This is a genomic window from Allokutzneria sp. A3M-2-11 16, from assembly GCF_024213555.1.
Classification (GTDB): Bacteria; Actinomycetota; Actinomycetes; order Mycobacteriales; family Pseudonocardiaceae; genus Allokutzneria.
Window position 1 is genome coordinate 155134 of record NZ_JANAVO010000006.1, and the last position, 21390, is coordinate 176523.

The window sequence follows — 21390 nt, forward strand, 5'->3', positions numbered from 1 at the left end:
TCGTTCCCGCGAGACAGTCGATGGAGTTCGTGCCCCACAATCCGACCGAACGCGTCTACGCGGCTACCGATGACTACGTGCACGCCGTGGAGGTCCGAGGCGCCGAGCAGTTGCTGTTCGTCGTCGGCACCATGGGCCTGGGCCCGGCTGGGAAACCTGGGCCAACCTGGAGGAGCAGCTTGACCTGATCTGGTCGAACATCCGCGCCATCCGCGCCTCGGCTGACATGACCGTCGACAACATCGTGCGCCTGACCAGCTACCTGCGAGACCCCGCTTACGTCGAGGCCGACGCTGCCGCCCGAACGGCCGCACTCGGTGGCAGGCGCGTACCGACAACCGCGATCGTCGCGACCACCTTGGACAGCGACTGGCTTGTCGAGATCGAGGCCATCGCCGCGGGGTGACAATCCGGTCGCGTCAAGTGCTGAGGACGGGCGTGGCGTGGATAGTCTCTGGGCGTGAGATCGGCTCGGACCAGTGCCATGTTGCGACAGGACAATTCGGCTCGTGCGCTGGGGCTGGTGCACGCCTTCGGTGAGGCGAGCCGGGCTCAGCTGGCCTCGTGGCTGGGGGTCACCCGCACGACCGCGAAGGCTGTCGCGGAGGGCTTGGTGGCCGCGGGTCTGGTGGTGGAGGAGGAGCGGGCCGAGGCGTTGGGGCGTGGACGGCCGTCACCGGTGGTGCGGCCGGCACCCGGTGGTCCTGTGGTCATGGCGGTTGAACTCGCGGTCAGCCATGTCACGGTGGCGGTCGTCGGGTTGGGGACTCACCTGGTGACGGTCCAGCGCGAGCGGTTGCCGTCGTCCCCGGCGCCGGACACCGTGATCGGGCTCATCGGTGACCTGGCCGGGTCGGCCGCGCGCGCCTCTGGCCCTCTGGCGGGGGTCGGGGTGAGCTTCTACGGGGCGGTGCGGCCGGACGGTTTCGTGTTGCACGCGCCGAGTCTGCGGTGGCGGGAGTTGCCGCTGGCCGACCTGATCAGTCGCGCCGTGGGTGGTGGTGTCCCGGTCCGGGTGGGCAACGACGCGGATCTGGCCGCGATGGCGGAAGCCAGGCGGGCGGGTGATGCGCGGCCACGGGATCTGCTGTACCTGATCGCGGAACGCGGCTTGGGCGCGGGCTTGGTGAACAACGGGGTTCTGGTCGGCGGAGCCACCGGGAGCTTCGGCGAGGTCGGCCACATGGTCGTCAACCCCGACGGGGTTCGGTGCCCGTGCGGGCGAATCGGTTGCTGGGAAACGGAAGTGGACGCCCGGTCGTTGCTGCGCCGGGCCGGGCGGCGGGCACGGGGCGATCTCCAGCACGCGGTCGCCGGTGTGCTCGCCGACGCCGGTACCGGTGATGACCGGGCCCGCGTCGCCCTGGCCGAGTACACCCGGTGGCTGGGGCTGGGCCTGGTCAACATGGTGAACATCTTCGATCCGCCGAGAGTGGTCGTCGGCGGAGTCCTCGCGCGGGTGCTGCCCGCCATTGCCGGGGAGCTCAGCACGGTAGTGGCCCAACAGGGGCTGGTGCGGCGGGAATCCCCGCTGCCGATCACGGCCGCGCGGCTGGGCGAGCACTCGGCGTTGATCGGTGCGGCCGATCTGGCTTTCGCTGATCTGCTGGCCGCGCCGCTGGGGACGGTGCGGGCGTCCGCTCGCTGAGCGCGGCGTCCCTGGCGAACTCCACGGCGCCACGCAAGGCGCTGTCGGCGCCCAACCGGGCTCGGCGGATCGACGGCTGGCACAGGCTGTTGTCCCGGGCCGCCCGCCGCAGCGGTCGCCAGAAGACGGCTCCGGCCTGTGCCACGCCACCACCGATGACGATCAGATCCGGATCCAGCACCAGGCCGATCGTGGCGATGGCACCCCCCACCAGCGCACCGGCGTCAGCGAGGACAGCGCTCGCCACGGGGTCGCCGCGACGAGCGGCGCGATCAACGTCTCGGGCGCTGACGGGTGAGCCGGCGCGAAGACAGCTCGCCTCCCCTGGACGGGCCCGCATGCGCGCGACGGCGCGGCGTGCGATGGCGGGTCCGGAGGCCAGAGCCTCCAGGTGACCGCGGCCACCGCAGGAACACCGGGCCGACCCGCCGACCGGCAGATGACCGACCTCGCCCGCCAACTGGTGCCGGCCTGGGTGCGGACGGCCGCCGATGATGACGGCGCCGCCGATGCCCGTGCTGACGGTCAGGTAGGCCAAGGTGTGCCGCGACTGGGTTCCGAACGCGCGGAGGTACTCGGCGCGGCCGGCCGCGTTGGCGTCGTTGACCACCACCGCCGGGGCCGTGAAGTGGTCGGCCAGGACCGCGGCCAGGTCGATTCCCTCCCACCCGGGGACGTGGCGGGAGCTGACCCGGCCGGAGGGGGTGTCCCAGACCTGGCCGCCGAAGCTGACGCCGATTCCCTCCGGTGGCCCGCCGCTCACTCGTCGGGCGGCCGCGAGCAGGAGCTCCAGCGCGTCCGCGGCGGTGCGGGGAGTGGCCAGCCGCTCGACGCGGCGGTACCGGGCCCTGCCGTCGCGGCCGAGCACCGCCGAGGCGACCGCGATCTTGGTGCCGCCGATGTCGAACGCCAGCAGGGGTGTGCCCGCGTCGCTCACGTACCGCTCGACTCGGCGATCCGTTCCCGAAGGCTGACCGCCAGGGCGTGGTTGAAGATGACGTGGAAGTCCTCGATCTGCTCCATCAACTCCGCGGGGGCGCGCAGCGCGTAGTCCGCCAGGTCCAGCATCGGCGCGGAAGTGGCCCGCGCACCGGTGAACGCGACGGTGGTCGCGCCAACGGTCCGGGCGTAGCGCAGGGCCCGGAGCACGTTGTCGCTGGTCCCTGATCCGCTTACCGCCAGGACCACGTCGTTGTCGGTAAGCACGGGCTTGAGCTGCTCGACGTAGACCTCAGCGAAGTCGAGGTCGTTGGCCAGCGCGGTCAGCAACGCGCCGTTGTCGCTCAAGCCCACCACCCGCAGTCGGCGCCCGCCCCGGACCCGGGCGCCTCGCCCCAGGTCCGCAGCGGTGTTCTTGCCCAGATCGCAGGCCAGGTGGGAGGCCAGAGCGGCGCTACCCCCATTGCCCACCGCGTAGACGACACCACCCCGCCGCCATAACTCCATCAGACAGTCGCCCACTCGACGCAACTCGTCCAGGCACACGCGGTCGATGGCCACGCGAACCTCGGTCAGGTACCGGTCCAGAGCCGGCATGCTCATCGCTACCCCGCGTCCCTTGTGGTGTTCCCAGGCCACCGATTAAGTTAGTGGCATGGACTTAATCGAAGCTAGGTCAGCCGACGGTGAGCTGTCAATGTCGCCGTGGTGGCGCGACGGCGTGCTGTACCAGGTGTACCCGTTGAGCTTCAAGGACTCCAACGCCGACGGTCACGGCGATCTGCTCGGCGTCGTGTCCACATTGGACTACTTGTGCTGGCTCGGGGTCGACGGCATCTGGCTCAACCCGTTCTTCCGATCACCGATGGTCGATTTCGGATACGACATCAGCGACCACTGCGCCGTCGACGGCCGGTTCGGCGACCAGGCCGACGTGGAGGTGCTCATCCGCGAGGCGCACGCCCGCGGCCTGCGAATCGTCCTCGACCTGGTGCTCAACCACACTTCCGACGAGCACCCCTGGTTCGCCGAATCCCGGTCCTCGCGTCGTTCCCCGCGACGTGACTGGTACGTGTGGCGGCCACCGGCGGCGGACGGCGGCCCGCCCAACAACTGGAAGTCCGCCTTTGGCGGCCCCGCGTGGACTTTCGATCCGCACAGCGGCGAGTACTACCTGCACACCTTCCACCGGCGACAGCCCGACCTCAACTGGCGCAACCCGGCGATTGAACGGGCCATGTGGGAGGTGGTCCGGTTCTGGCTCGACGCCGGTGTCGACGGCTTCCGGCTCGATGCCATCCACCACATCGGCAAACACCCGCAGCTGCCGGACAATCCGCCGCGCGAGCCGTCGGCACGACCCGACACGGCTTATCGCCTGCTCGGCGAGTTCGACTCGGTGCTCCACCGGTACGACAAGAACGATCCGTTGGTCCACGACGTGCTTCGCCGCTTCCGGAACCTACTGGACACCCACCGACCCGCCTCGGCCGATGCCGTCCTGACCGAACCCGGGCACCGGTTGTCCGTCGGAGAAGTGCACCTGTTCGACTGGCCGGACTGGCCACAGCACTGGGCCGGCTACTACGGCGCCGAACTCGACGAACTGCACATGCCGCTGAACCTCCTGCTGGTCAGCGCGCCCTGGTCGGCAGAGGCGATCCGATCGGCCATCAGCACGGTCGAATCCTGCCTTCCGCGATCGGCGTGGCCGAACTGGGCCCTGGGCAACCACGACGAAAGCCGCGTCGCTTCCCGCTACGGCCAGCCACAGGCACGCGCGGGGATGCTGCTGCTGTTGACCCTGCGTGGCACGCCGCTGATCTATTACGGCGACGAACTCGGCCTACCCGACACTCCCCTGGCGGCCGGTCAGATCCGCGACCCCTGGGGGCACCGGCAACCCGCGCTCGGTCGTGACCCGCAACGCTGCCCGATGCCCTGGACCTCCGATCCCCACGGCGGGTTCTGCCCACCCGGCATCCAGCCCTGGCTCCCGGCGCACCCAGCCGCGCCGGAGCTGAGCGTGGCCAACCAGCGCGACCGGCCGGACTCCATGCTCACCCTCACCCGGCGGCTGATCGCCCTGCGCAGACACCGGCCGGAACTGACCAGCGGCTCGCTGGACTGGGTCGAGGCCGGCGCGGCCACCGACGTGCTCGTCTACCGCCGGACCCACCGGGACAACCGGAGCTACGTCCTGGTCAACTTCGGTGCTCAACCCGCGACCGTGCGGCTCCCGGAGACCATCACCGTCGCGGTATCCACCGTCGCCCGCTCTGCGGCGTCGCAGGGGCGCCGCGCCCAAGTGCAGTTGGAACCGTTCGAGGCGGTCCTCGGACTGTCCATCACATCCCCAGCCGCCAACGACGGAACGTGAAGGGGATTACAAATCGGCAAGAGTTCCTGAACAAGGCGGTCGAGACGGCACCGACGCTGCTGTCGGCGTCCGCCAAGTCGCTCTGACATCTCAGCCGCCATCGCGACGCCTCGGACGGTGGACCGATCCGGGGCAGCGTTGCGCCGTCAACTCATCACGCATCCGCCGTTCCCACCGATCGAGATCATCGAGGGTCAGAGCACCTGGCCGCTGCCGTGCGCGAACAGCCGGTCATCGTGGTGGCTGGGTCGAACGGCTGCTCGGCCGCCGTCCGCTTCGGGCTGGCTTTCCCGCACCTCGTCGAGAAACTGTTGCTGGCCTGGCCTGCAACTGCCGGAGATTCAGCTGCGGACTTTCGCACTAGCGGCGGCTTGGCCGCTTTCGGTGCCTCGGACCAGATCATCTGCTCGCTGCTGGACGGCCATACGCTGCGAGGTGTCACCGACGGCGAGTTGGCCACCCTCGTCATGCAGATCGGTGTGCTCGCCTCGGTCCCGGAGAATCCCTTCCACCAACGGCACACCGTTGACTTGCTCCTGCGACTGCTGTCCGGCAGCGAGGAACTTCCGGGCAGCCCAGAACCGCCCAGCCCAGGCTTTGCCGTCTACTTGGACCGGCTCCTCGACGCGGTCACCGAGTTCGCCTGCCGTTGAAGTCCAGACCCATTCGGACAGTTCCGATATCTGACGTCGCCAGAGGCGGTCTTCCAGAACGAGCTCATCAGCTCCTACCACGCATACCTGGCCACCCGCCGGGCCAAGCGCCCCGCCGAGGAGTACCGCGAACCAACACCCTCGGAGTGGAGCGAGTTCCAACGGCACTTCGCGCTCCGCAAGGTCGAACTTGGCACATGCGGACGTCCCTATGCCACACCCTGCCCCCACGAGCATGCCTGCATCCGATGCCCGATACTGCGAGTCTCACCCACCCCGCGACAACGTCTGACCGAGATCATCACCAACCTCGGCGAGCGCATCACAGAGGCCCGCGAGAACCACTGGCTCGTTGAACTCCAAGGACTCCAAACCAGTCTCGAACACGCACGCCAGAAACTCATCTCTCTTGACCGCGACACCATCACTCCGGGAGCACGCTCAGTCCACTTAGGACTCCCGGGTATGAAATCGACCGCTTCGGGAACCATGTCACTGCACACGAATTAAGAACTCAGGACAGTAGGCCGGAACGGGCATCGTCAGGTGACGTCAGCCTGGTTCGCGTGGTCGGCTGTCCCAGGGGGCAGCGATCTCATTAGTCTGCTGTCGTGGGCGATGGTGAGGGGATCACGGAGGCGCGGCAGGTGACGATGCCCGTCCCTTCAACGCGGGTGGCCAGCCGTGGCTGGTACCGGGGCGACTGCCACGTGCACTCCGCGCAGTCGCACGCCGCGGACCAGACACCGGCGCAACTGACCGCGGAGGCGCGCGCTCTCGGGCTTGACTTCATCACCGTGACCGAGCACAACACGGCGGCTGCGCACGGAAGGTGGGCAGCCGCCGCCGGAAACGACCTGCTGGTGATCCTCGGGCAAGAGGTGACCACCCGGACCGGACACTGGGTGGCGCTAGGGCTCGCTCGAGGGCAGGAGGTCGAGTGGCGCTACGGCGTCCGCGACGACGTGCTGGACCGGCATCTCGCGCCAGTCCGCGAGGCCGGTGGTCTGTGCGTGGCCGCTCACCCACACGCCCCGTACCCCACTGGCGTGCTGATGTACCCCTTTGACGCCTTCGATCTGGTCGAAGTGTGGAACGGGTTGTGGCGTTCGGACCGGCCGTGGAACGCCGACAACGAGGCGGCGCTAGCCGAGTGGGGCCGTGGCCTTGCCGCAGGCGTACATCGCGGCCGATGGCAGCCCGCGATCGGCAGCAGCGACGCGCACCTGGCGGGCCAGCTCGGCCGCCCGCACACCGTGGTGCTCGCCGACGAGCTGAGCACCGTCGCGGTGCTGGCCGGTCTGCGTGCCGGCCGCAGCTGGCTTGCGGACTCGGCGGCCGTCGAGCTCTCGTTCGAGGTCGTGGCCGGCGATCGCAGCGCCGGCATCGGCGACCGCGTGCACGCCCTCGGCGAGCCGGTCGTGGCACGCCTTGACGTCCTCGGCGTACCGTCCGGCTTGGTGGGCTTCCACACTGAGCAAGGGGTCGCTCATCAGCAACCGTTGCCCGCCCACGGGTCCGAGACGGTCGAGTGGCGCTTCTCGGGCGCGGACACCGGTTTCGTGCGGGTGCAGGTGCGATACAGCGACGGGTCGATGGCCGCGATCACCAACCCCGCGCTCGTGTCGCCCTGACACACGGCACAGCTTCGCCGATCCCGACAGGGCGTGCGAGGCTCGACGGAGGCCCCGTCGAATCTGCAAAGTAGGTCCGGATGACGTCGCCCCTGGCTGTCTGGGCCTACCTTGCGGACCACAGGTCAACAGCATGGCTTTGTAGGCCAGGAGTGACCGCGAAAGTCGGTCAGCGACGACCGCGCCCGTGTTCGGCGAAGGTCGGTGTCGACGAGAAGTGACCGCATGGTGCGGGCTCGTCACGTGCGTGCGTCGACCGGGGCCGGAGTGGGCCCGGCGTTCGGCGTGACACCACCACGGTCGGTAGGTGCGGTCACGTCTCACCGAATATTGATCACGTGCATGATCGACAAGAGCGGCCAGAACCCGTGGACATCCGCGGTCAGCTCCCACCGACACAGCCACGGAGTCGTCGCAGTGAGGCGCCGTGTCGCTCTCACCAGTGCTGACGTCAGATCAATCGACCTACGCTCCGCTGATGGACCTGGACGAAGCAGGACTGCCAGGTCGACCGGCAGTCGCTGGCGGACTTCTTGTGGGGTCGTGCCGCCGTTTCAACGAAAGCACGCCGACCGCGTGAACTCTGCGTGGGAGCGTTACCTCAGCCGGTTCACCGGCACCGCGGGTGCCCACAGGCGAGGCCTGGTCCTCGGCGAAATGCGCAGTGTTCGAGTCGACTGCCCACGGCGAGCACGTACGGCTGGCACTCCAGCGAGCACGACCGTATGTCACCACGCAGCTGATGGACCGGGTGTACCGGTCCTACCCGATCGCATCAGGATCGGATCACGAAACTCCCCGGGCATGCCCGACCGGCCCCACGTGCTCAGGACAGCCCAGCAGGTCGGTGAGCGCAGTAAGGCCGACCTTTCTCCACGAGCACGTTCTGCTCGGACGTCACGGCGGGTCATTCAGCTTTGCGGAGGCCTTGCCGTGACTGAGGCTCTAGGTGCGACGGACGTCGCCCTTCAGGCCCTCGATGCCGGTGTAGGTGATGTCGCGGTCCAGCACGACGTGCGAGAGATCCAGGACGGATAACGGGCTGAGGTCATTGTTGAATTTGACACCGGTGCTGATGGCGAGCGTGCTCAGCTTGGTCAGTCGCCTGAGTGGAGCGATCTCGTCGAACTCCGAGACCTGGATCCACAGGTGCTCGATCGACGTCATTTGGGCCACCGTCACCAGGTTCAACGGGCTGAAATTGCCCAGAATGAGGCCTTTCGCTGATCGGAATACTCGTGCTGCGTGCTCCAGTCCGGCGCCCTCAGGTTGGAAGAGGAATAGCGCTATAACCCCATTCAGCTCTGGTAAGCCGGACAGCGCTTCATCCCGATAGTTAGTCAGCCCGACGTCCATCAGCGCGGGAAGGTTCGCAAGTGGCGAAAGGTCTTCCGTCGCCTGGAGGCCCTGCAGCCAGAGCCGTGCGAGTCGCCGGTGTTCAGTAAGCAAGCGGAGGTCGTGCGGCACATCGCCTCGCAGCTTCACCATCAGTGTTTCCACCGCGGGCAGCCCGGCGAAGACCTCAAGCCCTTCCGCTTCCTCGTGCACGTCCATCTCGATGTGGAGCGATGTCAGCGCGCGGAGGTGCCGGACGTAGGGCAGGTGGATGCGCGATCGCACCACCCACTGTCCGTTGTGCAGCGGTGAGTTCGCGAGCACGACTTCGGCGAAGCGCTCGGGGTCGAAGTAGTGCCAGGCCGTTTCCAGCTGGTGGTGGACTTCGGGTCGTCGATCTTGTGCGTAGGAGGCAAGCAGGGGCAATGCGTCTGTGGTACCGGCCAGTGCGGCGGCGCGGACGGTTGCCGCCGCTTTCGCGGTGGAGAGATCTTCCAGGCTGTCGGGCAGGTATCGGAGGATGCGGTGGCCGATGGACATCAACGAACGGGTCTCTTTCATTCTGCGAGGCGGGATCAACTTCTCCCGGACGATCGCGTCGACACGGGCGCTGACCTCCGGTGCGATGTCGCGCACCGTCTCCAGACAGGCCGCCGCCAGTAGACGGAGGTGGCGTGCCTTGGTCGGTTGTTCCTCGGCTCGGTCCAGGATGCCGGTCAGCAGCTGCGTCGCTTGGGTGGTGGTGGCGTGACCTGCGGCCATGACGAAGGTTTCCCACCAGGTGTCTTGGTGGGCGTGGGCGATCAAGGTGCCGAGGTGGTGCTGCTGGATGGCTTCCTCGGCGGCGAGGTACTCCAGGAACGTCCGGTGCACGAAGTCGACCCGGCCCGGCACGGGGTCGCGTAAGACGCAGCTGCGTTCGAGCAGGTGCTTGAAGATCACCATCGCGTCGATGTCGGCGTTCGGTATGCCGGTGAGTTTGCGGGTGATGTGCCCGAGTGCTTCGGAGGCTGGGAGTTCGACCTTGTTCGCGAGCGTCAGCCGCCAGGCCAGGTCGCGCAGGAGGACGCGTTTCTCGGTATCGCTGAGCAGTGCGGGGATTCCGCGTTCGGCATCGCGCAGGTGCAGCAGCATGGCGAAGGCTTTGGCGTACAAGTCCATCCGGTTGCGCGGCAGCTCCGAGCGGTGGCTCAGGTTCAGTGCGCACAGCATCGCGCACAGCAGCGGACTCGCGGCGAGCTGACGCAGATGCGGACGTTCCAACTGGCTGCGCAGCCGGTGCTCGGCGTCGGCGACCTCCGCGCCGGAGAGCTCGGCTGCGTGGTGCCATCGCTGGACGAACTCCAGGATGTTGCTGGGGTTCATCGGCTCCAACGTGACGGCCCTGAACTCTTCCTCGGCCAGCCACCGGCTGTCGGCGGCGGCGGTGCGCGCGGTGACCACCACGCGGGTGTCGGGGAACGCTGTCAGCAAATCGCCTAGCCACGTCTTCACCACTCGTCGCCGGGCTGCGGGTACCTCGTCGACGCCGTCGACGAGCACCATCGCGCGTCCGGCCTGGAGCAGCCGGTGCACCCAGCCTTCCGGCATGATCTCGGCGATCATCGGCGCGCTCTGGGCGACAAAGTGCTGCGGCGCCGGCAGGTCACCTTCGGCGAAGGTGCGTAGGAGGATGACGAAGGGCACGCAGTCGTTCCACTTCGCCAGCGCCCCGCTCAGCTGCGCTCGTGCCGCGCGGACCGCAAGCCAGTGCAGCAACGTGGTCTTGCCCGATCCCGCATCGCCGCGCAGCAGAACCCGAGCCTCGCTGCCGATCGCGGCCTCGACCGGTATGCCGTCGGTGTCACCGGAGCCCTGCGCCTGTGGGTCGAACCATCTCTCCGGCTGTAGCCGCCTGCGCTTGGTGCGCTCAATGCTGCCCGAGACGCTCAGGCTCAGGTAAGCCACGGTCAACGCCAGCCTCGGCTGCTCATCGCCCGGCAAACCCAGCAGGTCCAACCGGTCGAGCTTGGTGGCGAGCTTCGCCAGGTATTCCACCCGGAAGTCCTCATCACGGTCCACACCGCGCGGCGCGTAGAGGCTGGTGGTCGGCACCCGGGACAGCAGCAAGTCGAGCTGCTCGGACTGGGCGGTCAAGCGGGCCAGCACTTCGACCAGTGCGGCGGGCTGGAATGACGGGAGGTACCGGACCACCTGGACCAGGTGGCGGCAGGCCTGGTCCAGTGCGAGTTCGTGCAACTCCTCGGCTCTGGGGGTGAGCAATGCGGCGCGTTTCGGGAACTGGGTGCGTATCCGCTGGGCCAGCACCTCGGCGTCGGCATCAGCGGAGAGCAGGGCTGAGTCGGAGAGGTCCACGTCCTCCAGCACGTCGACCACCGCGAGGACTGCGGCTTCGGCCTCGTTCGCAGGCAGGTCACTGAAACGTTGCTCCAGCACGGGTGCGAGCTGTTCGGCTACCTGCTGGCCGATGCGGTCGACCAGGTTCTCCAGCTTGCGCCGCTGCAACACGCCCTTCAGCTCCGCCTGCGCCAGCTCCGCCAGCGACGCGCCGCGCTCGAACCGTGCCTTTCGTCGCTGCAACCAGGACTTCGCCGCGTGCGTCGCGACCTTCGTGCCTAGCTTGAGCGCTTCGGTTTCCAACCCGGTGATGGCGGCTCTCCTCCAGTCGACCGTTCCAGAGGTGATCGCACAGCAATCGCGTCCCTGTCGAGCCACGTTGACCGAGCGGTTGACGGGCAGGTGCCTAGGGGAGGTGGCAGCCGCCTCCGACACCATGGGCAGCCCGTTGGTTGCGCCGCAGGTGGGCTTCATTTGTCGCTGCCACGCGGAGCCCCGCTCAGCTCCCGAGGACGTGCTGCGCGCGGTCTCCGCGACCGGCGCTCTCTTCGCCGAGCTGGCCCGGGATGTGGCGTGCCGCACCGGTTTCACCTATACCGAGGCGGCTGAGCAGGCTTTCTGATCACGTGAGCGGAAGCGCGCTGCTTTGGCCTGGTTGCCGCAGGTTTTCATGCTGCACCAGCGTCGGCGGTGGCCGCGGGAGGTGTCCATGAAGAACCAGCCGCAGCCGTCGCACGACCGCACCGGCCACGGTGGCGGGCTTAGCGCGAACCTGATCGCGTGCAGCGCGATGACGGCGAGTGCCCCCTTCCCGGTGAGCGCTCTCGCGGAGCCGTCCGCTCCCACAGAAACGTCGTCGCGCCGCACCGTCTCAAGGAGACCGCCGAACGCGTCGGGAGGTAGTTCACGGCCAGCCGTCTGCGCGTCGAAGATTTCCCAGAGGCGTTCGCGGAGCATGCGCGCGTCGTCCACTGTGGCTGCGGCGCTGGGAAAACCGGCGCGGTGGAGCCATGCGGCGAGGGCTTCGGGGCTGTCGAAGAGGTCGGCGCCCATCTCCGGTGTGCGGCGGTAGACGGTGTTGGCGAAGTCGAGTGCGAGGTCACCGGCGATGAAGTGGTCGTCGGTCCACACCGTGCTCGCTGTGTTCATCGGAGCGCGTACCTGAGTACCGGGCGGTCGCTTCGCGGGCGGGCGACCTCGGTGAAGCCGGCGGCCAGAAACGCGCTCGCGATGCCGGTCATCGCGGTGTCCGCGCCCGCCTTGCGCCCGTCGGCCGGCTCCACCGGGTACGCCTCGACCGTGTTGGCTTCGGCGGTCTGGGCGAGGTGCTCGCATACCGCGCTGATCAGCTTCGAGAACAGGCCTTCGCCGCGTCGCCCCTTCTTGACGAACAGGCAGGTCAAGCTGACCACCGGCTCGTCGTCCACGGGCTTGAGCAGCGGGGAGCGGCGCATGCGCGGATACTCCGAGCGATCACCGAACCCGCACCAGGCGACCGGCTCGTCGTCCAGGTAGGCCACCACTCCCGGAGGCGTCTCGCGCTTGGCGAGTTCGCACATCGCCGCCCGGTTGCCGTCGCCCTTGCCCTCCATCCACTCCTGGATGCTGAGGCGCCAGTGCATGCACCAGCAGCCGCGCGCTCCCCCGCCGGCGCCCATGACGGTTTCGAAGTCCTCCCAGGTGTCCGGCGTCAGCGGCCGAACCTCCAGCTGCGAGATGCCCATGGGGTGCTCCTTCCTCGATCGCACACCCCTGGGATAACCGTTTCAACCCGCTTTAACAGTTACCCCCGCCACTCCCGCTGACCGGTCACTTCTCACCGACATTGATCACGGCTAGATCGACACGTGCGGTCAGAACTTGTGAACACCCGCGATCAGTTCCCACCAACACACCCACGCCGGAGGCCGATGCGGGTCACACTCGGACTCCCGTCAGCGCCACCACCGGGACAACGAACACCCGGTTTCCGATCACTCCGTCGATATTTGTTGCCGACAACGTGGTGTGCCACCACCCCGTTTCGTACTCACAACGAGATTGCCACGTGTACGAGATCTCCGCTATGAGCACGAAACAGGCAAAACGCCTAGGGAATTCACTCGACCGTGCGTCGCTGTCGGAGCATGATGACGACGGCGGTGCCGACGATCAGTACGGCCGAGGTCACCAGGCTCGCCTCCAGCCCAAAACCACCCCCGGTAAGCAGGTCGTTCGACCCCTCGGCCGGACGAGTGTGCAACAAGCTGGTCCGCACCTCGGTGCCCGATACCAAGACCCCGAACACGTTGCCCTGAGTCCAGTTCCACACGGCGTGCATCGCGCACACGCCCCACAGCCCACCCTCGTACAACGCCCACGCGGCGGTGAACAAGCCGAACAGGAACAAGTTGAGCACCGCCAGTGGCTTCACTCCGCTCGGGTTGGTCAGATGCATCGCCACGAAGAGCAGCGACTGCACGATCACCGCGGCAAGCAGCCCCCACTTCCGGTACAGGGCCTGCAGCACGAAGCCACGGCACAGGATTTCCTCCGCCGACCCCTGTACCGCGAACCCGACGAAGGCCAGCAGCACTCCGCCGATCAGTGCGGAGTTGACCAGGTGCCCGTTGCCCCACACCTCGAAGCGCATCTGACCCGTGGTCACGGTGATCAGCACGACCAGCACGAACATGGCGAAGCCGACACAAGCGCCGACGAGGGCGTTCTTCGGTGAAGTCTGAAAGCCGACCGTTCTGAAAGATCGACGCTCCCGCAGCCGGATCCAGAAGTAAACGGCCGCCACCGCAGAACCGAAAGGAACGAGTAGGCCGAACAATTGGCCGCTCAGTGCCGCCGAGTCCGGACCGGCTTGCCCGAAAAGGGGCAAGCCGAGTAGGTAGCCGACGGCTCCGCCGACCACCACCATGGCAGTCAGGATAACCAAAATCGACCGTACAGGACCGGTCGGTCGCTGTGCCTGCTCCATTCCGTCGACCAACTGGACCTTGGTGTCGACAAGCGTCGACCGAGACGAATCCGTCACCTTGAGCGTCTTTCTTTTCGCGGTTAACCAGCGGGAAGCCGTGAGGGGGCGAACGCTACTGGCGCCACTGAGCGAGAAGAACCCCCTTTTAGGCTCCGTCGAACAGCCTCGATGTTTGACGGAGCAAATTCCCGGGCGGGCCCCTAGTCCCCACGGCCGACGGCGGCCTTTTTGCATAAATTTGAAGCGAGGAAATCAGAGCCCGAGAACCGGCCCCATGAGGTAGCTGAGACCAGATCCGCGCTGCTACCGAGTCGAGCGCAGGAGCCTGGCGGCCGGTGAGTGCTCCTGCTAGCTCGCCGTAGGGTGTAGGCGCACCGGGAGGTCGGTGCGCCTGCGCACGTCGAGCTTGCGGTAGGCGCGGGTGAGGTGCTGCTCGACGGTGCTGACGGTGATGTAGAGCTTCCTGGCGATTTCCCTGTTGGTGTGCCCCATCGCGGCCAAGCCCGCGACACGGCGCTCGGCATCACTGAGCGCGGTGAGGTCCTCATCTCCCTCGGCGACGTCGGCGACCGTCTCGTCGATGTCGGAGTCGGACCAGGTCAGCGCGAGCCGGGCGCGCAGCGAGTCCGCGTGGCACTCCTTGGCGACGTACCAGGCCCGGCGCACCGTCATCCGAGCGCGGTCGGAGTCGCCGATCGCGTGCAGCGCCTCGCCGAGGTCGGCCAGGGTGTGCGCCAGTTCGAGCTGGTCTCCGCAGTCGAGCAGCTGCTCCATCGACCTGCGCAGCAGCTGCGGGCGGTGCCGCAGTTCCCCGGCGGCGGCCAAGACTCGCAGGGTGATGCCGTGCGTGCGGCCGCGGCGCGCTCCGGGCCGCTCCAGCTGCTCCTCGGTGAGCTTGCGGGCCTGCTGGTCCCGGCCTAGCCGCAGGTGCACGCGGGCGGCGTCGCTGCGCCACGGCACCAGCGCGGGCAGGTCCATGTCCCATTCGACCATCAGCTCGCCGCAGCGCAGCAGGTCGGTCAGCGCCGCCTGCAACCGGTCGGTCTCCAGGTAGTACAGCCCGCGGGCGTGCCGGTAGGACAGGCCCCATCGGGTGCGGAACAACTGCTCGGGCACGGGGATCGCGAGCACCCGCTCCGCCTCGGCGTAGTCGCCCATGGCGGTGGTCGCCTGCAGCAGCACCGCCAGCGGCATGCCGATCGCCACGCCCCAGCTGTGCTCGGTCATCAGCGCCAGCGCCGAGCGCGCGTAGGACCGCGCGTCGGGCAGGTTGCCCTGCCGCAGCGCGATGTCGGCCCTGATCGCCGCCAGCATCGCCTGCCAGGTCGGTGCCCGGCGCAGCTCGGCCTCCGCCAGCAGCGCCTCGCACCACGGCAGCGCCTTGTCCGGACGGTCCGCGTATACCAACGATTGCAGCGCCGTGCGCACAGCCTCCAGGGTGCTGTGCCCGAGCCGGCAGCTCTGCAGCACGTGCTCGGCGTCGGTGACCGCGGCCGGGCTGCCGCCCTCGCGCAGCACTCCGATCATGGTGGCCGTCGCCCGCAGCCGCGGGTCGATCGTGGCCGGGTCGCCCGCGTGCTCGACGGGGCCGCAGGGCGGTATGGGCAGGGCGCTCAGCAGTGGCGGGTAGCTGGCGGCCACCCACAGGCCGAAGGCCTGCATGGCCTGGTCGGGGGCGGTCTCGCCGATCTGCCTGAGCGCGTCGGCCGCCTGGTCCAGGTGCCCGTGCCAGAGCAGGTAGCTCAGCGGCGCGATCACGTCCTGGTCGGGCAGGTGCCCGCCGCGGACGGCGGCGACCAGCTGCGGCAGCTGGCGGATCACCGCCGCCGGGTTCCTGCGCCACTCCACGTGGGCGAGCTTGGTGACGATCGCGGCGCTGGTCTGCTCGTCGCTGGGGGAGCGCTGGGCCAGCCGGAGGTAGTCGACGGCCAGCTCCGGGCGGTCATCGGCGATGGCCTGGTCGGCCGCCTCCTGGAGGAGGGCGACGCCCCAGGGCTGGCAGCTCTCACCGACGGCGAGGAGGTGCCCGGCCACGGCGGTGGACGGGGCACCCTCGTCCAGCAGCAGCCGGGCCGCGGTGCGGTGCAGCGCCGCCCGCTCCTCGCCGGAGAGCGTGTCCAGCACCGCCGTGCGCACCTCGGGGCGGCGGAAGCGGGTCCCGTCGAGCAGGCCGCCCGCCTCCAGCACGTCGACGATCTTGCGCGCGACGGTGGCGTCCAAGCCGGTCAGCGCGCTCAGCGAGGACTCCCCGCCCGCGCCGTCGAGCACCGCGAGCCCGGCGGCACCGCGCAGTACCGCGGGCCCGCAGCGGTGCACGCAGCCCAGGACGGCCTCGCGGAAGGCGTCGCCGAAGACCGACCCGGTGAGGTGCACGGCGGGGCCGCGGCCCGCGGCCCGGTGGTCCTCGGCGAGTGCGAGCACGACCGAGGGGTTGCCACCGCTGGCGGCGTAGTAGGCCGCCGCGATGGGCGCGGGCACCGGGGAGCCCAGCCGTGAGGTGAGCAGTTCGGTGACACCGTCCTGGGACAGCGGCCCGAGGCGAAGCCGGTGGCAGTGGGGCTGGCCGAGCAGCTCCGCCTTGAACGACGGCAGCGTGAGGTCCGGGCCCGCCCACTCGGTGAGCACCACCAGCACCGCGGCCGTGCGCAGCCGCCGGACCAGGAACAGCAGCCACTGCAAGGACAACTCGTCGGAGTGGTGCACGTCGTCGACGAGCACCACGACCGGGGTCTCCTGCGCCGCCCTGAGCACGAGCGAGCACAGGGACTGGAGGATCCGCGCGTGCTGACCGGAGATCGCGGCCGAGCACGCGAGCTCGGCCGCGCAGCCCGCCTCCAGCAGTCGGGCCACCTCCTGGGTCCGCTCGGTGCCGAGCCCGGGATGGTGCAGCAGCTGCCCGACCACGCCCAGCGGCAGGTTGCGCTCCGCGGCCGAACCGGCGGCCTTGAGGACCAGCGCGCCGGAGTCCGCGGCGACTCCGGCGAAGCAGCTCAGCAGCTCGGTCTTCCCGCACGCCACGGCACCGGTGGCGAGGGCTACGGCGCCTTCCCCGCGAAGGCAGTCGTCGAGCAGGCCCGTCAACCGGGCCAGCTCGTCACGACGTTCGACCAGTGGCATCAACATCCCCCAGGACGTGGCTGATCGATACAGGCGTGGATACGGCGGTATCACGCTGTGATCACGAATTCGTTGTCAGTCGAATGATGTACCCCCTTCCTGGGGCTCGGTCAAGCTCAATCACCGCCTTCTGAAATCCTTCCGCTTTGTCCGCTTAACACCCTGTGGCGGGGGGTGAAGTGCCTGGTAGGTACGACTTTCGACCCACTCGGCCCCACCTCGGCTACGTGAAGGATTTCATCGTTCCGGGTGTCCGGGTCGATTAGGGGTTGACCGTGAGCTGGCGGACGTGATGCGTCGCGCCATTTACCCGGAACGTGGCCGAATAGCCTTTCGGGTGCATAACGGGACAATTACGGCCGACCGAACCACGTCCCCAGCGCGTCGGTGAGCGGGACGTCGTCCCCGGCGTCGGTCCAGCACACGTAGCCGTCCGGGCGGACCAGCGCGGCGTCCACCGGGCAGTCCGGCAGCTCCCGCGCGGCGACCACGTCCACGCGGTCCTTCCACGGCAGCGCCTGCTCGGCGAGGCGCGCACCGCCCGTGCCGAGCAGCAGCAGGCCCCGCCCCGCGCGCAGCAGGTCGCCGACCCGGCCCGGCCCCTCGGGCAGTTCCAGGTCCAGGTCCGGCATCCGGGCGCCCAGCAGCGGGCAGGCCGAGCCGGAGCCGAGGGGGTAGCGGATGTCCAGCCCGGACACCATGCCCGCGAGGAACCGGTTCACCTCCGGCATCCCCAGCAGCTGCACGAAGATCGACCGGAGCCCGTCGTACTCCTCGGCGGGGTTGGTCAGCACGGCCTGCGCCCTGGTGTTCTCCACGACCCGCTCGCCGACCGGGTGCCGCTCGGCGTGGTAGCTGTCCAGCAGTCCCTCCGGCGCCCAGCCGTTGACCTCGGCGGCCAGTTTCCAGCCCAGGTTCACCGCGTCCTGCACCCCGAGGTTGAGCCCCTGGCCCGCCGCGGGCAGGTGCACGTGCGCGGCGTCGCCCGCCAGCAGCACCCTGCCGACCCGGTAGCGCTCGGCCTGGTAGGCGGAGTCGGTGAACCGGGACAGCCAGCGCACCTCGTCGATCTCCACGGTGTCGCCGTAGCGCATCCGCACCGAGGCGCGCACCTCCTCCTCGGTGACCGCGGCACCCTCCTCGGACTGGTCGCCGTCCGGCTGGCCGTAGATGCCCCACACCACGCGGAAGAGCCCGTTCTGCAACGGCACCAGGGGCCAGGTCATCCCGTTCTGCTGCGCGGTGTCGGAGCCGAGCAGATCGCGGATCGAGCGCGGCCGCGCGGTGACGGCCTCCGGGGAGCGCAGCAGGGTCACGTCGGCGACCACGCCCGCGAAGTTGGTCCGCGTGCCGGGGAAGGCGACACCCAGGCGCTTGCGCACGGCGCTGCGGCCACCGTCGCAACCCACCAGGTAGCGGGCCCGCATCCGCCGCTGACCGTCCGGAGTGGACACGACCGCGGTGACGCCCTCGTCGTCCTGCTCCAGGTCGACCAGCTCGTGGGAGCGCCGCACCGCGATGCCGTGGTCCTCCAGCAGCGCCCGTTCCATGATCCCCTCGACCCGGTCCTGCGGGATGATCACGCCGTAGGGGTGGCGACTGCCCCAGCCCTGGTAGGTCATCACCGCGGGCAGGCCGGCGAAGTGCGCGTCCGGCACCTGGGTGAGCGAGCGCTCCAGCACGCGGTCCAGCAGGCCCCGCATCGCCAGCACCTCCACCGTGCGCGGTTGCAGGCCCAGCGCCTTGGAGTGCTCGTTCGGCGTGTCCAGCCGGTCCAGCACGGCCACCCGCACCCCGGCCAGCGCCAGCTCGCCCGCCAGCGTCAGGCCGGTCGGCCCGCTGCCGACCACCAGCACGTCCAGCACGTCGGCCGCATCTGCTCCACTCATCTCTTCGCTCCCGCTTTTCCTTGCGCCAATGCTTATTCGTCAGAAAATGTAGGACACTGCCCGGCGGAACTATATTTGCCCGGCTGGGGTGGTGGTGAGGAAATATTTCCGATCTCCGGAGAATAGGGGCAGTAAGGGGACGCTAGGGGTTGGCGTCCGGGTGTTCCGGCGGAAGTGTTGGGCCCCGTTGAAGGTGCCGGGCAGAAAAGGAAAAGCATGGACCCGGAAGTGACGGCGGAAGCGGGCGTGCTCGTGGTGGGCGCCGGGCCGACCGGCCTCGCGCTGGCGGGTGAGCTGGCACTGGCCGGGGTGCGGCCGACCGTGCTGGAGTCGCGGACCGCCCCGGCCACCGAGTCACGGGCGCTGAACCTGCACCCGAGGACGGCGGAGTTGCTGGACTCGCGCGGCCTGCTCGAACCCCTGCTGGAACACGAGATCGTGCTGGGCAGCCCGGCGCACAGCTTCTTCGGCGCGCTGCCGGTGCCCCTGGACTGCGCGCCCTGGCGCACCCGGTACCCGCACCAGATCGGCGTCGTGCAGTCCCGGGTCGAACAGCGGCTGCGACTGCGGCTGGCCGAGCTGGGTGGTTCCGTGCTGAGCGGCCACCAGCTGACCGGTCTGGAACAGGACGACGACGCGGTCACCGCGATCGTGTCCACTCCGGACGGTCAGCGGCGGATCCGGGCCCGCTACCTGGTGGGTTGCGACGGTGGCCGCAGCACCGTGCGCAAGGCCCTCGACCTGCCCTTTCCCGGGAGCGACGGCACCGAACTGTTCGTCGCCGCGGATGTGGTGCTGCGCCGACCACCACAGGAGTGGTTCGACGAGCTCGACCCGCAGCGGCGCCGCTTCCTGCGCCTGCTGCCGGGCAACACCCTCGCCGGTGTGATGCCCACCGAGGACGGCCGACGGCTGATGTTCTCGCTGCGCGGCCTTGAGGAGGGCGTGCACCGCCTGAGCTTCTCGGGCGCGGGACTGGACGTCGCCGACCGGGACACCCCGGTCGCCGAGGAGGAGATCCTCGGCGCGATCCGCACCGCCTGCGGCGCCGATCCCGGGCTGAAGGAGGTCCGCTGGGCCTCGCGCTTCTCCAACGCCTGCCGCCAGGTCCCGGAGTACCGCACCGGGCGGGTGCTGCTGGCCGGCGACGCCGCGCACATCGTCGTCCCGCTCGGTGGTCAGGGGCTCAACCTGGGAATCCAGGACGCGTTCAACCTGGGCTGGAAGCTCGCCGCGGTGGTGCGCGGACACGCCCCGGACGCACTGCTGGAGACCTACCACGCCGAACGGCACCCGGTCGCCGCCGCGCTGCTGCGGGAGGCGCGGGCCCAGTTCGCGCTGCTCGACAGCGGGCGCGGGGACGCGGACGAGCTGGCGCCGTTGCGGGAGATCCTGACCGAGCTGCTGCGGCTGCCCGACACCAACCGCCACCTGGCGGGCGTGGTCTCCGGGCTCGGCGTGCGCTACGACCTGCCCGGATCCGGGCACGAGCTGCTCGGCGCGCGGATGCCCGACGTCGACGTGGACGGCACGCGCCTGTTCGAGCTGCTGCGGGCGGGCCGGGGGGTGCTGCTGGACTTCGGCGGCCTGTCCGTGGACGTCTCCGCCTGGGCGGGCCGCGTCGACCTGCGGCGCTGTGCTCCGCCAGACGGGTTCGGCGACCTCGGGGCGGTGCTGGTCCGGCCGGACGGCCACGTCTGCTGGGTCGGCGGTGCCGACGGGCCCGAAAAAAGCCTTCACCACTGGTTCGGCCCTTCCGCGCGGTAGAGCGAAGCGGCTGGGAAATGTATTCGTCAATTCACGAGGAGAAGTGCATGTCCGCTCCGACCACGACCGAGTCCGAGTCGCCGGTATACCGCGTATACAAGGGTTTCAAGGTCAACGACGACGTTTACGCTGACTTCATCGGTGTGCCTCCGGTGATCACGCCGGGCGAGACGGTCGAGTTCACCGTCTTCTACACCAACCGGGGTGGCTTCACCTTCGAGGACACCGCGCTGAACCTGGTGGTGTGGTTCTCCGACCGCACCGACGTGACCCGGGATGACTTCCGGCTCTCCTACAAGGTCAGCCGCGCGGGCTGGCAGGACCACGACCCGGCCAACACGTGGGAGCCGCAGTTCCCGGTCGAGGGCGGCGTGCACATCGCCTCCAGCCTGCCCGGCGACGACGGCGGCATCCTCAGCCGCCCTGACGGCACGGTCCCGCTGCCCAGGGCGGAGTCGGTCACCGCGCACGTGCGGCTGGCCTTCCGCGAAGGGCTGACCTCCGAGCACGCCGGTCTGTTCGCGCTGCCGGGCCTGAAGGAGCGGCCGGGCAACGGGTCGGCGATCCCCGGCCTGTTCGGCGAGGCGTTCGGCCGCCTGCAGCAGGCGAGCTTCCGGCTCGGCGGCCCCACCCCGAGCCTGTACTGACCGTTCCGGCCGCCGCGGTGGCCCCGGCGCGCCCGGGGCACCGCGCGGCCCTCGTCCCCGTCCGGAGGGAGACTTC

17 protein-coding genes are annotated in these 21390 nt (G+C 69.2%); 9 read left to right on the forward strand and 8 right to left on the reverse strand.

Annotation, left to right across the window (positions count from 1 at the left end; genetic code table 11):
* Nucleotides 1–20: 20 nt before the first annotated feature.
* The 3 genes from NLX83_RS28515 to NLX83_RS28525 are packed head-to-tail and all read left to right on the forward strand — an operon-like array spanning nucleotide 21 to nucleotide 1648.
* Entirely contained in the window at nucleotides 21–188 is a 168-nt protein-coding gene (locus tag NLX83_RS28515) for a hypothetical protein (protein WP_254238290.1), read from the forward strand.
* Between the two features lie 20 nt (nucleotides 189–208).
* Nucleotides 209–406: a RidA family protein gene (locus NLX83_RS28520; RefSeq protein WP_254238344.1), complete on the forward strand. Its 198-nt coding sequence runs from the start codon at nucleotides 209–211 to the stop codon at nucleotides 404–406.
* 54 nt (nucleotides 407–460) lie between these two features.
* Complete coding sequence (locus tag NLX83_RS28525; RefSeq protein WP_254238291.1) at nucleotides 461–1648, forward strand: ROK family protein; 1188 nt, start codon at nucleotides 461–463, stop codon at nucleotides 1646–1648.
* Here the strand turns inward: NLX83_RS28525 and NLX83_RS28530 are convergent.
* Both NLX83_RS28530 and NLX83_RS28535 read right to left on the reverse strand, forming a co-directional pair.
* Nucleotides 1539–2585, reverse strand: a complete 1047-nt coding sequence (locus NLX83_RS28530) for an ROK family protein (RefSeq protein WP_254238292.1) — start codon at nucleotides 2583–2585, stop codon at nucleotides 1539–1541. The two genes, NLX83_RS28525 and NLX83_RS28530, sit on opposite strands and share 110 nt — an antisense overlap.
* The gene (locus NLX83_RS28535) at nucleotides 2582–3190 is read right to left on the reverse strand and encodes an SIS domain-containing protein (protein WP_254238293.1); all 609 of its coding nucleotides are present in this window, start codon (nucleotides 3188–3190) and stop codon (nucleotides 2582–2584) included. Before NLX83_RS28535 ends, NLX83_RS28530 begins: the two co-directional genes overlap by 4 nt.
* A 94-nt stretch (nucleotides 3191–3284) precedes the next feature.
* Between NLX83_RS28535 and NLX83_RS28540 the strand changes: the two genes are divergently transcribed.
* From NLX83_RS28540 to NLX83_RS28550, 3 genes are all read left to right on the forward strand, one after another.
* Entirely contained in the window at nucleotides 3285–4967 is a 1683-nt protein-coding gene (locus tag NLX83_RS28540; RefSeq protein ID WP_254238294.1) for an alpha-amylase family glycosyl hydrolase, read from the forward strand.
* 215 nt (nucleotides 4968–5182) lie between these two features.
* Nucleotides 5183–5620, forward strand: a complete 438-nt coding sequence (locus NLX83_RS28545; RefSeq protein WP_254238295.1) for a hypothetical protein — start codon at nucleotides 5183–5185, stop codon at nucleotides 5618–5620.
* A 611-nt stretch (nucleotides 5621–6231) separates the two neighbouring features.
* On the forward strand, nucleotides 6232–7254 hold the full coding sequence (locus NLX83_RS28550; protein WP_254238296.1) for a CehA/McbA family metallohydrolase: 1023 nt from the start codon (nucleotides 6232–6234) through the stop codon (nucleotides 7252–7254).
* A 945-nt stretch (nucleotides 7255–8199) separates the two neighbouring features.
* On the opposite strand, the gene NLX83_RS28555 is transcribed toward NLX83_RS28550, so the two are convergent.
* Nucleotides 8200–11229: an NACHT domain-containing protein gene (locus tag NLX83_RS28555; protein WP_254238297.1), complete on the reverse strand. Its 3030-nt coding sequence runs from the start codon at nucleotides 11227–11229 to the stop codon at nucleotides 8200–8202.
* Nucleotides 11230–11341: 112 nt separating this feature from the next.
* Between NLX83_RS28555 and NLX83_RS28560 the strand changes: the two genes are divergently transcribed.
* Nucleotides 11342–11548, forward strand: a complete 207-nt coding sequence (locus tag NLX83_RS28560) for a hypothetical protein (protein ID WP_254238298.1) — start codon at nucleotides 11342–11344, stop codon at nucleotides 11546–11548.
* Here the strand turns inward: NLX83_RS28560 and NLX83_RS28565 are convergent.
* The 5 genes from NLX83_RS28565 to NLX83_RS28585 all read right to left on the reverse strand — a co-directional run bounded on the left by NLX83_RS28565 (nucleotide 11518) and on the right by NLX83_RS28585 (nucleotide 18900).
* A complete protein-coding gene (locus tag NLX83_RS28565) occupies nucleotides 11518–12075 on the reverse strand; it encodes a CGNR zinc finger domain-containing protein (protein ID WP_254238299.1) in 558 nt (185 codons plus the stop codon). The genes NLX83_RS28560 and NLX83_RS28565 overlap by 31 nt on opposite strands.
* Nucleotides 12072–12650 (reverse strand): GNAT family N-acetyltransferase, encoded by a 579-nt coding sequence (locus NLX83_RS28570; protein WP_254238300.1) that lies wholly within the window; start codon nucleotides 12648–12650, stop codon nucleotides 12072–12074. The genes NLX83_RS28565 and NLX83_RS28570 overlap by 4 nt, the downstream gene beginning before the upstream one ends.
* Before the next feature lie 374 nt (nucleotides 12651–13024).
* Entirely contained in the window at nucleotides 13025–13834 is an 810-nt protein-coding gene (locus NLX83_RS28575) for a CPBP family intramembrane glutamic endopeptidase (RefSeq protein ID WP_254238301.1), read from the reverse strand.
* A 408-nt stretch (nucleotides 13835–14242) separates the two neighbouring features.
* Entirely contained in the window at nucleotides 14243–17011 is a 2769-nt protein-coding gene (locus NLX83_RS28580) for an AAA family ATPase (protein WP_254238302.1), read from the reverse strand.
* 353 nt (nucleotides 17012–17364) lie between these two features.
* A complete protein-coding gene (locus NLX83_RS28585; protein WP_254238303.1) occupies nucleotides 17365–18900 on the reverse strand; it encodes an FAD-dependent monooxygenase in 1536 nt (511 codons plus the stop codon).
* 216 nt (nucleotides 18901–19116) lie between these two features.
* On the opposite strand from NLX83_RS28585, the gene NLX83_RS28590 reads away from it, so the two are divergent.
* Entirely contained in the window at nucleotides 19117–20667 is a 1551-nt protein-coding gene (locus NLX83_RS28590; protein ID WP_254238304.1) for an FAD-dependent monooxygenase, read from the forward strand.
* 47 nt (nucleotides 20668–20714) lie between these two features.
* Nucleotides 20715–21314, forward strand: a complete 600-nt coding sequence (locus NLX83_RS28595; protein WP_254238305.1) for a hypothetical protein — start codon at nucleotides 20715–20717, stop codon at nucleotides 21312–21314.
* Nucleotides 21315–21390 lie beyond the last annotated feature (76 nt).

What these genes read in the sequence shown, in the direction of transcription:
- NLX83_RS28515 (WP_254238290.1), top strand. Translation starts at nt 21, where the DNA reads ATGGAGTTCGTGCCCCACAATCCGACCGAACGCGTCTACGCGGCTACC.
- NLX83_RS28535 (WP_254238293.1), bottom strand. Translation starts at nt 3,190, where the DNA reads ATGAGCATGCCGGCTCTGGACCGGTACCTGACCGAGGTTCGCGTGGCC.
- NLX83_RS28540 (WP_254238294.1), top strand. Translation starts at nt 3,285, where the DNA reads ATGTCGCCGTGGTGGCGCGACGGCGTGCTGTACCAGGTGTACCCGTTG.
- NLX83_RS28565 (WP_254238299.1), bottom strand. Translation starts at nt 12,075, where the DNA reads ATGAACACAGCGAGCACGGTGTGGACCGACGACCACTTCATCGCCGGT.
- NLX83_RS28570 (WP_254238300.1), bottom strand. Translation starts at nt 12,650, where the DNA reads ATGGGCATCTCGCAGCTGGAGGTTCGGCCGCTGACGCCGGACACCTGG.
- NLX83_RS28575 (WP_254238301.1), bottom strand. Translation starts at nt 13,834, where the DNA reads ATGGTGGTGGTCGGCGGAGCCGTCGGCTACCTACTCGGCTTGCCCCTT.
- NLX83_RS28580 (WP_254238302.1), bottom strand. Translation starts at nt 17,011, where the DNA reads ATGCCACTGGTCGAACGTCGTGACGAGCTGGCCCGGTTGACGGGCCTG.
- NLX83_RS28585 (WP_254238303.1), bottom strand. Translation starts at nt 18,900, where the DNA reads ATGAGTGGAGCAGATGCGGCCGACGTGCTGGACGTGCTGGTGGTCGGC.
- NLX83_RS28590 (WP_254238304.1), top strand. Translation starts at nt 19,117, where the DNA reads ATGGACCCGGAAGTGACGGCGGAAGCGGGCGTGCTCGTGGTGGGCGCC.
- NLX83_RS28595 (WP_254238305.1), top strand. Translation starts at nt 20,715, where the DNA reads ATGTCCGCTCCGACCACGACCGAGTCCGAGTCGCCGGTATACCGCGTA.